The sequence below is a fragment of the bacterium genome, assembly GCA_040753555.1.
Lineage (GTDB): Bacteria > UBA9089 > UBA9088 > UBA9088 > UBA9088 > JBFLYE01.
Genome location: JBFMDZ010000002.1, coordinates 1 through 19,640 on the forward strand (window position 1 = coordinate 1; position 19,640 = coordinate 19,640).

The 19,640-nt window shown below is 41.6% G+C and carries 1 protein-coding gene; it reads left to right on the plus strand.

Features of this window, described 5'->3' with window-relative positions; translation table 11 throughout:
- Positions 1-19,640 (plus strand): DUF2341 domain-containing protein (locus AB1630_00490; GenBank protein ID MEW6102290.1); only part of this gene is annotated, 19,640 nt, incomplete at both ends.

The following is a 19,640-nucleotide window of genomic DNA, read 5'->3' on the forward strand; positions in this document are numbered from 1 at the left end:
CTTTATTCCAACCACCATATCGGGAGCCCTTCCCAAGACATCAGCCAAGATTACCCCCATCCCAACCACTGCCACCATAACCCTGGATAATTCACAATCGCCTACCACGATTACTGATACAGCAATTGATGACATTATAAGGCTTAATGTAACCAATCAGGGAACAATAAGCGCTGGCTCAATTACCTTTGCCTCAATTACCTTAAGCTTTGATTCATCCTTAATAAAAATGGCTTATGTCTATCACTCTACTGATACCATCTTTAGCTTAAATGATACCCTGGTTGGTTCATCAACCCTTTCAGGCACATTAAGCCTTTCGGGAACACAGACCTACATTGCTGGTTCAGAGACAAAATACTTCTTTGTTGTTTTTGAAACCCTTGGGAGTGCCTCAGGAAGAACCCCCTCGAGCTTTAGCCTAACCCTTGATCCTGATTCCGATTGCCGTTTGAATGACATTAGGGATAATTCTATACCTATTGGTATATACTCAACCAACCCTGGTTCATCTGGAATGGTCTCCTGCATTCCAAAAGAGCCAACTATAGATGTTTCTGATGTCGCACCTTTAACAATGGTTGAGAGAACAAGCAGCAATATCCTTAAGATAGATATTATACACAATGGTATAGAAGGGGCAGGTTCAATAAGGTTTGGCTCTCTTACGGTAAAATTTACCAAAAACCAAACCAATGTTTTGTCAACCGATGATGCAAAGGCGATATTTAAAAATTTATTTGTTGTATATCAAGGGACAAGGATAGGAACAAAGACAAATGCAGAGATAAGCCTTGTTGGGGGAACACTGACCTTTGATTTTGCCTCATCTACAGATACATGGATAGATGCAGCAAGCACAAAGACATACTTTTTGGTTGTGGAACTTACCGTAACCGCTTCTGGAGCATCCACAAATACATTTTCTGCCACAATTGATGAGAGGAATTATCCAAAATGTTGGACAAAGGATGGATTTTTGCTTTTAGGTTCAACCACTGATATTGTCAAATCAACCATTACTACCATTATGGGAACAAACCCATCTGTCTCGGTTTTAGACAATACGCCAAGCCCTCCTAAGATGACCGAGGGAGAAACAGAGAGCATCCTAAAACTTAATGTTATCAATAATTCGCAAGGAGAGGCAATTAAGTTTTCTACCCTAACCATTACTTTGCTAGATGGGACAAATACATTGAGCGATAAGGATGCAAGGCAATTATTTTCAACCATTACGCTATATCAGGGAGGAATTGCAACTATAACCCAGACAAACATTGGCTCTCTGACAATCTTTACCTTTGATACTTTGGATTCAAGCTTTCAGATTGGCTCTGCTTCAACCAAGACATATACAATCTCGGCATCCCTCTGGGCAACCGCAAGCACACTTGCCACCAGCACATTTAGCTTTAGGATTGATGGAGATATAGACTGCATAATCATTGGCTCATCGTCTAACAAGCAACTTACCATAAATCCAACAGACCCTGTAACATCAACTACCATTCTTATTCAAGGCACACCCTCATCTCCAAACATTACTATAACAAACCTTGTCTTAGGAGACCCTCCGGTTACAAAATACAATGGCGAGGAGAGGGTAGAGCTTTTAAAGATTGAGGTTTTTCATACAGGGGATAGCAAGGATGCAGATATTGAGCTTTGTTCCTTGGATGTTGTATTTGGCTCTGGTTCAATTCCTTTAAGCATAGATGATTTTAAGAATATCTTATCAAGGGTTTCCTTATCCTCTGGCACTACAGAGACAGAGCTTTTTGGTTCTAATACCTCTGAGATTACTACGCTTCCCAATGGTTCAATGACGATTAACCTTCCTGACAATAACCCTGATTGCTGGGTGTCCCCTAATTCTACAAACACATATACCCTTCGTGTAAAGATAGGTGGTTTAGCATCAGAATATGGAGGAGATAATGGAACGCATACATTCAATGCAACAATATCGGGAACAGATACCATTTGTAAGGATGCAAACACAGATATAAATTGTGGTGTAAAAGGCATAAATGTTGCAACATCAACTACAATAATAGTTCAATCAGGAGACCCCAAGGTTGAGGTATCAACGGTTACATTAAGCTACAGAATGACAAATTCAGAGCAAAATGACCTCTTGATGCTTACATTCTCCCACTTTGGCGTTCCCTCAACCTCAACATTAGAGCTTGCAACAATTACCATAAAATTGGCAACCAATACATTAGGGGCTCCTATGGATTCCCAATCTGCCTCTTACCTCCTTAAACATCTCTCTCTCTGGAGGAGCGCAGATACCATATGGAGCCCCTCTGATGATACAAAGGTTGCAACTGTAACAAGCTTTAATTTAACCAATGGGACAATGGCAATTGGGCTTGTCTCCCATACACCCCTTGATACTGAGACATCCAGGTATTACTACTTCTTGGTTGCTGAGCTAAATGGAAGTGCAACAAACCTTTATCCCTATGGCACACCCACATTTTGTGTAATTATTGATGGAGACGAATCTATTGTCCGAATTCCAAATGATGGCATTTATTCTTTGCAGCCAACCGAACCCTGCACCTCAACCCCCCTGGTTAATGTTGTCCTAAGGAATCCGACAGGAACCGCAACAGATTCTGCTCCCGCAAAGATTACCGAGGGAAAAATGGATGATTTGCTGGTAATTGACCTTTCCCATAACGATGGCTCACAAACCTTGGTTGCCAACATAAGGCTTTCTACTGCCACGGTGCATTTTACCTCAGATGGGATAACACCTTTGAATAATGCCGCAAATTTATTTGGCACAATCTCTCTTTACAAAGACAATGGCAATGGCTCATTTGGGCTAGGTGATAGTGAAATTGGTTCTCTTACCTCGGGAATTTCTGCTAATTCCCTTATTCCTTGCACCTCTACCATCTCAGCTGGCTCTACCACAAGGTATTTCTTGGTGGTTTATGTGAAAGATGGGGCAGCCCAAGAAGCAACAAGGACATTCAGGGCATCAATGGATGTTGACACTGACCTTGTCATTTTAAATAACAATACCCAAGGGACATTAAGCATAAACCCAACGGAGACAATAACCTCAAGCCTTACCACAGCAGAGGGAAGGGCACCAGCCCCAAAGATTGTGATTACAAATAATGTCTCTGATTATAAAATAAAGGATGGCTCTTTAGATGACCTTTTAAGAATAGATATTATCCATACTGGCACGATTACCGATGCCGCAATTGAGCTTGCCACATTTTCTATTAGATGGACAGATGGGACAAGACCCTTAAATTCTGGCTCTGCTTCCTCTTTGTTTTCAAGCATCAGGGTATATGGCACGGATACCCTAATAAAGGATATAACCAACATAAGCTTAAGCCCTGAGGGGACAATGAGCATTGGGTTTGAGGATGGCTCAAATACAACAAGGATAGATGGGGCGTCAACTAAGACATATTTCCTTGCTGTTTCTATGAAAGCCGATGCCTCTGGAACACCGACAAGATGGTTTAATGCCTGGATTGGAACAGAAACCGTGATTATTGAGGATTTTAATACAGATGAGCAAATTTCAGCAAGCCAAACATCAACTTCAGAAACCTCAACCCTTTGCCTGGCTGTGCCGGTAAATCCCGATTTTGTCGTATCTGACCTTGGGATTTCCAAAATAAAGGATTTAGGAACCTCTGCCATCCTTTCCATCTTTATTAAGCATAATGGTGTAGCATCTGCCGGGGCAATTGAATTTGCCACCCTCTCGGCAAGGCTTACAAATGGAGCATCACCACTTACATCAACAGATTGCCAAAGGCTATTTGGGACAATATCCCTTTATGGGACAAATACCCTGATTGCAAGCATCACAACATTTACATTAAGTCAGAATGGGACATTTTCTATAACCCTACCAGAGAATAGCCAAACCCAAATTCAAGGTCAAGGTTCAAAGACATTCTACCTTGTTTTTGAGGTATTAGGCACAGCATCTTCTTATTCAACAAAGACATTTAATTGCTATGTTGGAACAGATACAAACTCCGTTGTTGAGGCAGCAAATGACGATGTTTATTTAGAGCTAAATATGACCCCTGCAACATCAACTCTAGCAACAATAATCCCTGTTTCTCCAAGTATAAATGTCTATGATGTCTCCTTTGGGACAATTACAGATGGAACAAGTAGCTATATTTTGGGCATAGATGTAAAAAACAATGGGACATTAGGTGCAGGGTCAATTACACTCTCTGATATTGGAATAAGGTTTATTGGGCTTAATACTGTCCAAGCTGGCGATCTATTTGGGACTGTTGCCCTATACTATGGCACAACGATTGTTGGCTCAAAGACAGCGTCGTTTATAGACAATCAGGGATGGGGGACAATTAGCCTCTCTTTGGAAAATACAATTTCTGCAAATGGCTCAAGGACATACTTTTTATCCCTTTCGCTTTTAGGAACTGCCTCTGGAAATAGCCCCAGGCAATTTAGGGCTTATGTTTCAACACAAACAGCCATTGTAAAAGATTCTTTGTCTTCTATTATTTTGGAAAATACTGGTCAATCTGGGACATCGGCTTTAACTACTGCAATCCCTGTCCAGCCAAAGGTGGTTGTTTCTGATAGCGTTATAACTAGCCCCAATTTTTATTTCAAAAATGGGAAATATTATCAAAAGGATACCGAAAGGGGGGATTTATTAAAGATGGTTGTCTATAACAATGGAATAGCCAATGCTGGAGAAATTGAGCTTTCCACCCTAACTATTCACTTTACAAGTGATGGAACACAATCCCTTACTCATCCAAGCAATTTATTTGAAAGTGTGGCTTGTGTTTTAGATAGCAATGCTAATGGCAAATATGATACCCAAACAGATACAATGGTTGGTTTTGCAACAACAATAGGCTCAATTACTTTAATCACCAATATGGATGGGGCAATAGGTGCTACAATAACCGCTAATGGCTCAAAGACATACTTTTTGGTTGTAACCTTAGAAAACAATGCCTCAAGCTATACTACCAAGACATATTGTGCAACCATCAATCCCTTACAAGGTGATTGTATGATTGATGACAATGACAATATTGATACCCTGCTTTCATTAACATCCGATTCTTCCCTTGCAACATCCACTATGGTAGAGGCAATTCCCCAAGACCCTGAGGTGGCGGTTTATGATGCTTCTATTGGCCCATATCGCTATCCCCCTTATGCAGATGGAACCTCAACAATGACCGATGGAGGAAGGGAAAAGGAGGATGTCTTGCGGATTGACCTTATCAATAGAGGGGCAGGTCAGGCAATTGAATTTGCCACCTTGACAATCAAGCTTACGGATGGAAGCAATCCATTAACTACAACCCAAGCCCAAGCCCTCTTTGAATGGATATACATTTATCTTGATAATGGCAATGCCACCTATGAGCCATTGGTTGATACAGATTGTGTTTTTAAGATAGGAAGCCAAGCTATATCATTAGATAGTGGGACAATAAGCTTTGGATTTACTGAAGGAAGCTCAAGCATCCAGGTTCCAGCCCTTGGCTCTAAGACATACTTTCTTGTTATGGAATTAAGGGAACAAGCAGCAACACAAACAACAAATACATTCCAGGCAACAATAGATGAGAGAAATTACCCTATTGTCATTGGCTCATCTACACGGGTTATCCTTTCCCACATTGGCACAGAGACAATACAATCGGCTAAGGTTTTATGTCAAGATGAGCCTCCCTTGGCTGATGTTACCATTGGCTCGCTTACCCTTGCCTTTCGTGACCCATTTTATGTGGCAACCGATACCTCCTGGCAGAAAATCTTAGAGATAAAGATAGCTCATAGGGGAGAATCATCTGATGCAGCGATTGAATTTGCCTCTGTTACGGTAAAATTTGTTGATGAAAATGGGGCTGATACTAATCCAAGCCTTTTATTTGATAATGTAAGGATATATGATAATTATGATAATGATTGCACAACCAATTGGAACTATACTTCACAGGGAACTGTAACCATTGTCCTTATAGATGGGGCAAATTATGGAAGAACCCAAATTAATCCTCAAGCGACAAAGACATATTACTTAAGGGTTCAATTGAGAGACGACGCATCAACCCAGACATCTCGTAGATTCTCTGTATTTCTTGGCGATGGTGATATCTCTGGTTCTCCTACAGGATTTAGCATAGAGGATGCAAATACAGACATTGCATCCGGTGTAGGTTATTATTCTGGAACAATATCGTCATATAAGATTACACCAATCCCTGTAAATCCAAGGGTGGATGGCCTTGATACCGCCCCTGGCTCAGCTGGTCATCCGGATCCTCCAACAATATCAGACAAGGAGGAGGAGGATGTTTTAAGGATTTCAATGACCCACAATGGTGTCTCTAATGCCGGCTATATTGAATTTGGCTCAATAACCATAAAGCTAACTTCGGATGAGAGCGGGAATAAGCCATTAACTACAGAAGATGGCACAAATACATTTGAGAGAATTGCCCTATATCGTGATGATAATGGTGATGGAACATGGAATGATACAACCATTGTGGGAAGTGTTACATATGAGAATCTTAGTTTTTCCGGTGGGTTTCAGGTTATAAACTTTACCGATGGCGATGAGAATGTAAAGGGAACCGGCAATACCACAATCTATTATTTTCTCTGTGTCAAGATAAGGGATAATGCCCATTCTTATGCGACAAACACCTTTAAGGTCTTCTTTGATGGCGACCAATCTATTGTTGAGGATAAAAGGGATGATATAAGGCTTGATATGGTCTCTGTCTCTACGGTTTCCTCAACCTTATTAACCATTGAAAATGACCCGGATGATGTCTATTGGAAAGGGAGCATTACCGATATTGCCCCAGGCTATCTTAAAGATACAAATAAGGATGCCTTGTTAAGGATTCAGATTGTCCATCTAGGGCAAGCTGATGCAGCAACCTTTGAGTTTTCAACCCTTTCGGTTAGATTTAGAACCTCTGGAGATTACTTTGCTGGAACACAAAATATGACTACCCAGGAGGCAAGGAATCTCTTTAAGACCCTCTATGTGATTGCCGATGGGACGCTTACGGGAACAGGAACATACACAGCAGAGGATATTGTTCAGATTGGAAGCATAACAAACAACAACCTTTCGCTTGATAATGGAAGCCTATCATTTACCTTTAGGCACAATGATACCAATACATGGATTGAACCAATTGGCAAAATAAATGGCGGAAGGTTCACGGGAACTGGGACATATTATCTGGTTGCCGAGCTTATAGGAACCGCATCAGGTCAAGCAACAAGGACATTTGAGGCAAGCGTTCATATTACAGGGGGTGGGACAGGGACATACATTATTTTGAATGACGCAAATAATCCAGGGAATGAGGTTTCTGGGACAGATACCTGCATCTCAGGAACATCAAGCTGGACAAAGGCAATCCCTAGAGACCCAAGTATTTTGGTAGAGAATGTTGTTGGGACAAATACACTGATGGATGGGATGGGGACAAGGACATTGAAAATAACAATAACCAACAATGGGACAATTTCTGCCGGAGCTATTGAGTTTGCAACATTGACGCTTAAGATTTTATCAGATGGACTTCCTGCATCATCACAGACAGCAAAGTCATTGTTTGGCAGCCTAACCCTTAATGAAGCATCGGGTGTTGAGGTGGGAAGCCTGACAAATTTTGATGGCATCTCTAGCCTTGGGACAATCTCATTTACCCTGCTAGATGGAAATAATTTCTGCACCATAACTGCAAATGGCTCAAGGACTTATTTTCTCTCTGCCTATCTTACAGGCACCTCATCTGGATATTCAACAAAAACCTTTGCCTTCGCTATTGGCACAGGTAATGTAATTATTGAGGATGCAAAATATGACCCAAAGGTTTTGGATTATAGTTTAAATGGTGCAACATCCACATATATTACAGCAATCCCTGTGAAGCCCCTTGTTTCTGTTTATGACATTGTCTCTTGCTGGGACAATGTGGCTGGAACTTGGACATTGGCTGATGGCTCATCTACCTCAATACTTAAGATTGTTGTAGAAAATAAGGGAATTTCTGGGGCTGGCTCAATTACCTTAAAATCATTAAGGGTATGGTTTGGAAGCAAGGAAACTTTGCCCATGTCTGCAAGTGAGCTACAGCAAGAATTTGGGACAATTTCTTTGTTTTATGGAGGCACAAGGGTTGCCACAATGACTAATTTTTCAAATGGCATTGGAACATTTACCCTGGTAAGTGAGAATATCATTGGGCCTCAAGGAAGCAGAACATACATCCTCTGGGTTGAGCTTCTTAAAACTGCCTCGGCAAGACCCATAAAAACCTTTGTTGGTTCAATATCCCTTCCATCTGATAACCCATATCCCTTTATGGTTGATACAGATGATAATATCAGGCTACATCTTGATGGCACAAGCTTTGGCTCAAATTCCAAAATGATCCATACAATCCCAGTTTCAGGAAGCGTCTCGGTTGCCAATTCTGTGGCAACCCCAACCTTTACCTACAGAAACCCCTATTATCAGAAGGATGCCTCCTTAGGCGACCTCTTGAAATTTACTATCTATAACAATGGGACAACCAATGCAGGATATATTGAGCTTGCCACATTAACCGCATATTTTGAGGGTTCAAAGAGCGATGCACTAAATTGGGGCTCGCTTACCAATATTTCGTCTTTATTTGGCTCAATTACCATCTGGCGGGATATGGATGGCGGCGGAACCTGGTCTTCATTAGATTATCAGATTGGAGAAATCACACCCCTTGCCAATCAAGGCACAATTACCATTCCCGATAATTTAACCCAGGCATCAATTACGGCAAACGGCTCTGCCACATTCTTTCTTGTGGTAAAATTAAATCCAGATGCCTCAGCCCAAGCAACCCGAACCTATCGGGCAACGATTGATGGAACAAATACCGTATTTATTGAGGATGAGGGTAATGACCTTTTGCTTTTGAATATAAATTCAAGTATAGCAACTTCAACCCCAGTTACGGCAATCCCAATAAACCCATCGGCTACTGCAAGCGATACGGCTCCTAATTGGATTAGGGATGGAGAAAGCGATGATCTGCTTAAGGTCTTGATAAAAAATGAAGGCTCTGGTGAGACAATAAGGCTTTCTACAATGACATTTTCCTTTTTAGAGGGAACAAATACAATGGGTTCACAAACCGCAAGCAAGCTCTTTGATAGGATGTGGATTGCCACCGCAACCAATGGGTATGCTATTGCAACCATTACTATGGGATCAACCACCCTTTATGGCATAGGAACCCTTTCCGATAATGGGACAGTTAGCTTTACCTTTGCCAATGACTCAAATGTAAAGATTTCTGCCCAGGGCTCAATAACATACTGGCTTTTTGTAAAGCTAAAGGAGGATGCATCAGGCTATGCTACCAGGACATTCAGGGTAAGGCTAATAGATAGCCCAATAATTTTGGATGATGAGCTTCTGGTTTTGCTTGATACCTTCCTTACCCAGGGGACATCGGGTCTTGTAACCTGTATTCCTAAAAAGCCAAAATTTGAGGCGTATAACACCGCCCCTTCTACCATAACAGATTTCTTAAGCGATGACATTATAAAAATGGTTGTCTATAACCAAGGGACACAAACCGCTGGGACAATTACCTTTAGCTCCTGTAGGGCAATATTTTCCGCAGGCACAGCAAGCCCAATTTTATTTTCAACAATCTCTCTCTATTGTGATGGAAGCATTGTTGGCTCAATTACCAATATTTCAAGCTACAACGGGACAATTGCATTGTCAGGCGATAAAACAAAAATAGGGGCAAATGGCTCTGCCACATATTTCTTGGTTGTCTCCCTATTGGGCACAGCATCGGGAGCAAGCAAAGATACATTTACGGCAACCATAGCGACATCTACCATCGTGATAAAAGACGATAGCATTGGATTAGAGCTTGATGACGCATCCTTTGGAACAACATCTACAATCTGCTCTGCGATTGCAACATCCACAACAATCAAGGTAGGCTCAACCTCGCCTTGGACGATGAAGGATAATGAAACCGACGATATTTTAAAGATTACCATCTATAACAATGGGACAATTGGCGCGGGTCTTATTGAACTTGCCACCATAAGCACAAGATTCTTTGGCTCAAATTCTATTACCCCCTTGTCTGACAATGATGTTTTAAGCCTAGTTAAGGCTCTATATCTATGTAAGGGAGATACATATCCCAATAACGGGACATTGACCATCTTTTATACCCTTGGAAGCATAACAAAAATTACCATTCCCGAGGGTGCGGCTTACTCAACCATTACAGCAAATGGCTCACAAACATATTTCTTGGTTATCTCCCTTACCGGAACCGCATCTGGCTATTCAACCCATACATTCTGTGCCTCTGTCCATCCCGAAGAGGTTAGGATTGAGGATGAGAGCTCTGAATATCCCCTTCCCTTTACCCCCTTAAGCAATCCAGGGACATCGGGAACAACCACGGCAATTCCGCTTAATCCCTCAATTAGTGTAAGAAATAGTCTAGCCATAGCCCCTGGATATGGAGGGGGGGAGTGGGATGAGCCGATATATGAGGCAATGATGAGTGAATCCCAGCTCGAAGACCTTCTTACTATTACTATAACAAACAACGGAACATATAGTGCGGGTGAAGTCCTTCTTTCAACCCTAACCATTAGATTTTGTTCTTATGACCACTCTGGTTTTCCACCACCCCCATCTCCATATAGTGGCACACGCTCTATGACTACAGGGACAGCAAGTAAATTATTTGAAAAGATATTTATTTATAGAGACCTTGCATCAGCCACCCTAAATCCAGCGGGAACATGGACACCCGATGACCTCCGTATTGCAACCATTACAAATACAAATATTTCATTAAGCGATAATGGAACAATGGCAATAACCATTACTGATCTTCTTAATGGAACAATTACCGCAGGCACCCAAGCTTTGTTTTTCCTTGTTGTAGAAGGATCTCCTACGGGATCAGGTGTAAATCCTCCCCATTTTACAGCAGAGTGTAATGGAAGTGATGCAATATTATTGTCTTATCAAGATGAAATCTTACTTTCTTTAGCCTCCTCTAATGTTGCTACCTCTACCCATTGCACCCTCCAGGCAAGGCCGGCTAATCCGGTTGCCACATTGACGGATATGGTTCTATCCCCTCCTATTTTTTCTGATAATGATAAGATGGCTATCTTAAGATTGAAGGTGCAACACCTTGATCCAAGGGAAAATTCTGCTAATATAAGGATTAGGGCATTTACCCTTAATTTCACCTATGGAACGCTCAGTAAGCCTATGGATCCAGCTTGGGCAAAAGGCTTTTTTAAGAATATGTGGATATATGTAGACTACGGAAATCCAAACAATGTTTATGATTCGGGTGATCTTTTGGTAGCATCTCCAGGGATTGACCTTTCTCCTTCGGGAACCCAGACAATATGGGTATCCAATGATCGGGATAAGAACTTCCAGATAACCCAAAAAATGGGGAGCAAGACATATTTTGTGGTATTAGAGCTTTATGGGACATCAAGTGGTCTTGGGGGGATATCTGGAACAAGAAGCTTTGCCATAAGCATTGCAACATCTTCTATAAGGATAGAGGATGCAAATTCAAACAATCAGCTTGATCTTGTTTCATATAGCCAGGGTGCTACCTCAACCACTATTTGGGCTGTTTTGGAAGACCCGGCGGTATGGATAGATAGGGATTATTCGGGATATACCTTGATTGATGGCAATTATGCGAGTATATTAAGGCTTGATGTCTGTCATATTGGGACTATAGGTGCCCAGCCGGGTGAGTTTTCAACCCTTACGATTACCTTCTATTCGGGAACACCTGGGGCAACTTTACTTGGCTCTATGACCACAGATGATGCGAATAGGCTATTTTCTACGATAACCCTTTACTATGACTATGACCACAATGGTTCATTTACCATTTCAGAGGATAAGGAGGTTGCGAGTGTTACCACATTTACCTTAAGCCCAGGCGGAACAATGACTATGACGCTTCCAGAAGGGACGGACACAGCTCCTGGCACATATACATTGTTACAACCTGGTGGTCAAGGCACAAAAACATATTTTCTTGTGATATTTCTTAAGGGGACAGCATCTTCCTATGGGACAAAAACCTTTAAGGCATCAATCTATGAGGGAACATCAACCCTTCGTCCATACGAGGATGTCTATTGCGAGTCAGCCTGGGATGACCAGGGCCCCCTTCCCTTGACTGCTTGCCATGGCGAGGCAAATAATCCAAGGTTTTCGGGAACAATTACTGCTATTGTGGCAACGCCGACAGTCAAGGTTCATAATATTGCAACATCGTCCTATGTTTATTCTGGCTCTTTGACAGTAAAGGATGGCTCTTCTTCTGTGGGATTGCTTAAAATTATTGTATTTAACAATGGCTCTTTGACCGCCGGCTCAATCACCCTTAAATCCTTGCGGGTCTGGTTTGGGTCTGATACAACGAATAGCCTTAATTCAACCCAATCAGCCACAATTATTGGAACAATCTCTTTAGTTTGTGAAGGAAATATTGTTGGCTCATCAACCAATTTCTTGCTTTCCTCTGGTATTGGAACATTAAACCTTACAGGAAGCAATGAAATTCCCGCAGCAGGTTCAAAGACATATATTTTGCAGGTTGATCTGAAACCCGATGCTTCGGCTACCTGGACAAAGACATTTGTTGGCTCAATATCAACCAAGCCTTCTGATACCTATCCTGAGATTTTGGATACTGGCTCTTTGATAAGATATGCAACCTTTACAAGTGATAGCTTTGGCTCAAACTCCACAATATTATACATTATTCCTGTCAACCCCACCGCCACCATATCTGACTATGTGCCTTATGCCCAAGGCACATACACATACAATAATAATGTCTACCTGCGTGATGGCTCTGAGACAACCATTCTTAAGATTGAAATAAGGCATAACGGGACAGGAAATGCAATTGCAATAGAATTAGCAACCTTAACCGTATACCTTGAAGGCTCATATACAAGCTGGGGTAGTCTTACCAATGCAAGTTCCTTGTTTGAATACATCAGGGTTTATAGAGGGGATAGTTTAATTGCAGGAAATATTAGCTCATTTTCAGATGGAACACAGACAATTGGGATAACAGCAAATAACAGGATTGCAACCCAGACAACAGGAACATTTACCCTTGCTGTAAAGCTAAAACCCTATGCCTCAGGCTCTCTAACAAGGACATTCAGGGCAACAATCGTTGGAACATCTGGTGTTGTCATAAGAGACCCAGCAAATTTAATCATCCTTGAGCATACAGGCTCAAATCAAGGAACATCCACAAAGATTACCGCCATTCCCAAAGATCCAACCCTAACAATTACAGATTCTGCCCCCAATGATTTGGTAATCAGGGATTATGATATTGATGACATCTTAACCCTTGTTTTAAAACACAATGGCTCTCAAACATCAAGAGAGATTGAATTTGCCACGCTTACAACAAAGTTCTATGAGGTTGGCACATCTGGTTTTGGAACAACCACACTAGGCTCTGAAACCGCAGATAATTTATTTAAGGTAATCTCTGTCTATGCTGATTCACAATCGCCGTTTGGAACATGGACAGAAAATGATGTTGAGGTTGGTAGTATTACACTAGGTGAAAATGGAACATTATCAAACAATGGAACCCTCTCCATAACCCTCATTGATGGCTATGGCTCTTGTTCTGTCTCTGGACAGGGGACACAGGCATATTTCCTTGTGGTTAAAATGGAAAAGGATGCCTCAAGGTTAGGAACAAAGACATTCTTTGCCACCATTTTGGATACTACCATCATTGAGGATAGAGAGCTTGATACCCCATTAAGCTATACCCTCGTTCAAGGAACCTCCACAAAGACAACCGCTGTTCCCAAAGACCCAACAATTAAGGTATTTGACATTGCAACATCAAGCTATATTTATCAAGGAAGCCTTACGGTAAAGGATTCTGCCACAGGGACAGCAATCTTAAGGATAGATGTGCTTCACAATGGCTCGCTTACCTCTGGCTCAATTACCCTTAATTCCTTAAGAATATGGCTTGGCTCAAATACAACCAATCCATTAAATACATTCTCAAAGCTCTTTGGAACAATCTCTATTTTTGTTGATAATGGTAATGATATATGGGAGCCATTACTTGACACCCAAATTTCTACCCAGACAACAAGCCTTACATTAAATAATGGCATTGGAACACTTGCTCTTACCCAAAATAATGAAATAGGAGGGGCAGGAAGCAAGACATTCTTTATTGTCTTTGATATGAAACCCGATGCCTCTGCAACCCAGACAAAGACATTCCTTGGCTCAACAACAGGAACAGCTGATACAACATACCCATACACAGACCCCTACATTTCTATTGTTGACACAATAAGCCAATTAAGATTAAGGCATAATGCAAACTCAAATGGCTCAAATTCCACCATTCTCTACATAATCCCAATCAACCCAACCGCAACCGTCACTGATAATGTGCCATTTGCTTTTGGAACATATACCTATCAAGGTAATGTTTATCTAAAGGATGGCGGAGAGACAGGGATTTTAAAGATTGATGTAAGGCACAATGGAACAGCAGGGGCTATTGCCATTGAGGTGTCAACCATTACATTCTACCTTGAAGGCTCATATACAAGCTGGGGTAGCCTTACAAACGCAAGTTCCTTGTTTGAATACATCAGGGTTTATAGAGGGGATAGTTTAATTGCAGGAAATATTAGCTCATTTTCAGATGGAACACAGACAATTGGGATAACAGCAAATAACAGGATTGCAACCCAGACAACAGGAACATTTACCCTTGCTGTAAAGCTAAAACCCTATGCCTCAGGCTCTCTAACAAGGACATTCAGGGCAACAATCGTTGGAACATCTGGATGTCTCATAAGAGACCCAGCAAATCTCATACCATTAGAACATACAGCATCAACCCAAGGAACATCAACACCCATTACAGCCATCCCGGTAAATCCAGGCCTTGTTTGCACAGATTCAGCACCCCAAACCCCTGCTGTAATGAGCAATGGTGAGATAAATGACCTCCTTAAGGTTGTTTTGACACACAATGGCACGCAAACAGCCGAGCTTATTGAGTTTGCAACAATTACCCTGAATTTTGCCCAAAATGTAGATGGCGATATTCCCATTACAAAGCTTGGGGCAAAAGGCCTTTTTGCTGGTGTCTATATCTATCGCGATACAAACAATAATGGCTCTTGGGAAACAGGGGATACAGTGGTTGTGTCTGATACAACCCTTGATTCTTGGAATGACAATGGCACTTTTGCCCTTACATTTTTAGAAAATGAAACAACAGCGGGGAATACTCAAACAACATACTTTGTTGTTGTTAAGATAAAGTCTGATGCGGTTGAGAATTCAAGTGTTAGAAGGTTTAACTGCAAGGTTATGGATAGAATCCTTACAGTCATTGAGGATTCCGAGCTTGATGTGCCTTTGGAATTCTCCTTCCAATCAGAGAGGTGCCATGTTGTTTCCCTTGAGTCTGAGCCCTGGCTATTCTGGATTGATACACCATTGGAGAATGCCCTGGTTTTTGGGACAACATCTATAAGGATTGGCTGTGCCGAAACACCAGGAAGGGTTGAATATTGGGTTTCAAATACTTTAGGTGCAACCTATAGTTTAAGTGCCGAGTTGGGAACAAGGACAATTGTCTACCTTGGTTCGGGAGCAACACCGTTTAACTTTGAGTATCTTTGGAATACAAAGCTTGGCACATTTACAGATGGAACCTGGAGCATTTTTGCGGAATGCTTTGATTCCGCTGGCTCATCCCAGGCAACCGATACGGTTAGAGTTGAAATTGACAACACCCCAGGCACCCTTACCATTATTTCACCCACCACCGCCAATTATATCTGGGCAAAGCCAGGGGATATTATTACCATTGTCTATTCTTACACTGAGGCAAACCCAGATAAATTATCGGCAAAAGTTTGGGATGGCACGACCACCATAGCTATTGCTGACTTTGTTGTCTTGCCCTCGGGAACAATTACAGGAACAATCACCCTTGCAATCTCAAGCTCTGCTCCCGAGGGTTCATATTCCTTAATCCTTACTTTAATTGACAAGGCTTTAAATACATCATCACAAACCCAGACAAATGCCGTCAAGGTTGATGGAACACCACCCTTATTTATTTTAGTTGATACTGATAAAGATTATTACAAAGATTCTGACACAATGACCTTAACCGCGGTTTTAGATTCTGGCTCATACACTTTAAAGGCAGACCTATCAGCCCTAGACTCAAATGGACCCATTAACTTTAGCCTTTATCTTTCCACCTGGACACTTACTGGAACATATACCTACCAAGGAACATATACAATTTCAGGAACAAATACCGTAGTAGATGGGAATATAAGCATTATTGTAAAAGCCGATGACCTTGCAGGAAATACCTCAAGTAGACAGACAAGCGTAATCTTGGATAATACCCCACCCTTAGGAACAATTGAAATAAACCAAGGGGCAACCTACACCGGCAATGCTAATGTCAGGCTTTATCTTACCTATGATGATAATACCTCAGGCGTTTCTGATGTCCGCTATGGAACCGATGGGACAAATTGGACCCCCTGGCTTTCTCCCTCAGCCAATTATGACATTACCCTAGGTTCTCCAACCCTTTCTGGCTATAAGACTGTCTGGTATGAGATAAGGGATAAGGCAGGGAACACAAAGTTATTGGCTGATTTTATCACCCTTGATTTAGGCTCACCCACTTGTTCAATAAGGATAAATGCACCAATCTATTGGTGGAATACCAGCTTTACAAAGAGAAAGAAGCTTACCTTTCAAGGCTCTCCTGATGGGCAATTAACCAATTTCCAGGCATCAATTACCGTAACCTACGATTCTGATATGCAGAATGATTTTGACGACCTAAGATTTACCGCCTATGATGGTGTAACACCTATTTCCTACTGGGTTCAAACCTATACAACCTCTGGCTCTGCTACTGTATGGCTAAAAATCCCAGTAATTCCTGCCTCTCCAAATCTGGTGGATGTTTATATGTATTATGGAAGTTCAAGCGCAGGTAGTGCAACCAGCCTTGATAATACCTTTCCCAAGGATTATGGCATTGATGGAAGCTGTGTAGGTGTGTGGCATATGGATGAAGGGATTGGGCAATTAACCGATAGCTCAGGGAATAATAACCATGGGAGCCGATATGGCACGACCTGGAATGGCTTTGATGGTGGAAGGTGGGATGGTGTGCCTAATTCAACATATACGATAGGGAATTCATTAGCCTTTAATGGGGTGGGGGATTATGTAATTGTAATGGATTCACCTTCTCTGAATATATTTACAGGACCTTTTACGGTGGAAGTATGGATGTATCCGAAGGGTACAGAGAACTACAGAACTGTGCTTTCAAAATGGGAAGGGGGGGGTTGGGAATGGTGGTTTGTTGGGAATAAATTACAGTTTACGAGTTCTGGTGGAACTATTGAAACCAACAAAGTATTTTCTCCAAACCAATGGTATCATATAGCAATTTCTGCTAATGGAGCAAATACGGGAGTGTATGTGAATGGAGTGATAGATAATACAGGAAATATAGGAAGTATTGATACTGCTGGCAAAAGATTTCAGATAGCTACAACTAATGTTGGGCAATACTTTTTCAACGGCACCATTGACGAACCCCGCATCTACAACCGTGCATTGTCAGCTTCCGAGATTAGGGCACATTATGAAAGGCGAAAATTTACCCAGAATATGCCAACCCTACAAGGATGGGGGGCAGAGGAGGATGCTACAATCTCGCCCTCTGAGCCAGAATTTACCAATTCAAGGAATGTTGTTCTCTATTGCAATTATTCTGATGACTATTCGGGCGTTTCCCAAGCAAGATATAAAGATGATGGCTTGAATTCTATCTGGACAAGTTATGACCAGGTCTTGTCCTCAAAGCCCTGGTATCTATCATCTGCCGGTGATGGGACAAAGACCGTTTATTATCAGGTAAAGGATGCTGTAGGTAATGAGGGAGCAACCTCATCAGATACGATAATCCTTGATACAACCTCACCCAATATTATATCGCCTAGCCCAACCGGAACCATTGGAACTGATACACCAACAATTGTTGCCTATTACAATGACCTCCTCTCTGGCATAAGCACCCAGACAGCGATAATGAGGCTTGATGGAAATAGGATAATAGAAGCTCAAGCAACCTCTGGCTCAATAACCTATAAGATAACCAGCCCGCTTTCTCAAGGGATTCATAATGTAAGCGTAGATGTAGCTGACAATGCAGGAAATTTTGCAAACCAGCTTAATTTCTCATTCTATGTTGACCTATCTGCTGGTCAAGTTGTCTTAGACAAGCCCTATTCAATGTCAATTATCTCAGGAATACAAACCCTAAATTTATCCAAATGGCCAGATAATACCCAATATGTCGTTTATTCAATCTCAAGTGGAACAACCTGGTCAACCCTTGGCTCAACTACAAATCCCGCTGGGGGATATGCTCTGGATTGGGATACAAATAGGTTTATTGATCGCTCAGGCTATCAGGTAAGGGGGGTAGCCTTTGGAACAAATACATTGGGAACCGACACCCATACCAATATTACCATTGACAATGCAACGCCAACCCTTGGTGTAATCGCGGTTGATGGCACCAAGACTGTCTACAAAAAAGCAGGCTCAATCGTGGATATTGCTTATTCCTATACTGAGGCAAACCCAGATACCTTGGTAATTGAGATAACCAATGGCACAACCACGATTGGAAGGGAATCTTTATCGGGATTATCTGGTTCAAATTCAGCCATCTATGGCACACAAGCAATTACTATCCTCTACACAGCCTCTGACGGAACATATTCGGTAAAGATAAGCCTAATTGACACATCGGGAAAGAAAGGAATAGCAACCCTAACCGATAGCGTGGTTATTGACAATATCCAGCCATCTGGAAGCATTACAATAAACAATAATGCAACCTACACAAACACAGGCTCGATAACCTATACCATCTATTCCCAAGGGGCAAATTATTACCAAATCTCCCAAGATAATGTATTCTGGCAGGCAATAACACAAACGCAAGGCTCATATTCATTAACCATAGGCGATGGAGAAAAATGGCTTTATGCAAGGCTTATTGACCTTGCCTCAAACACAACCACAATAGCTGATTCCATAATTTTAGACACAATAGCACCCTATGGAAGCATAATAATCAATAACAACGACCCATACACAAACCAGGAAACAATAACCCTAACCCTGACTTACCATGATGAAACATCAGGCATTGATAAGGTAAGATACGCAACCAATACAGACTATTGGACAAATTGGGAAGATAAACAAGCAACCAAAATCTACAATATTGGAACAAATACCTCAGGAACCTATACAATTTATTACCAGATAAGGGACTATGCTTCAAACACATCAACCTACACAGACACAATAATCCTAGACCAAACAAGCCCAACAGGAAGCCTAACCATAGATGGTGGTGCAAGCCATAGCCAAGACAAAGAGGTAA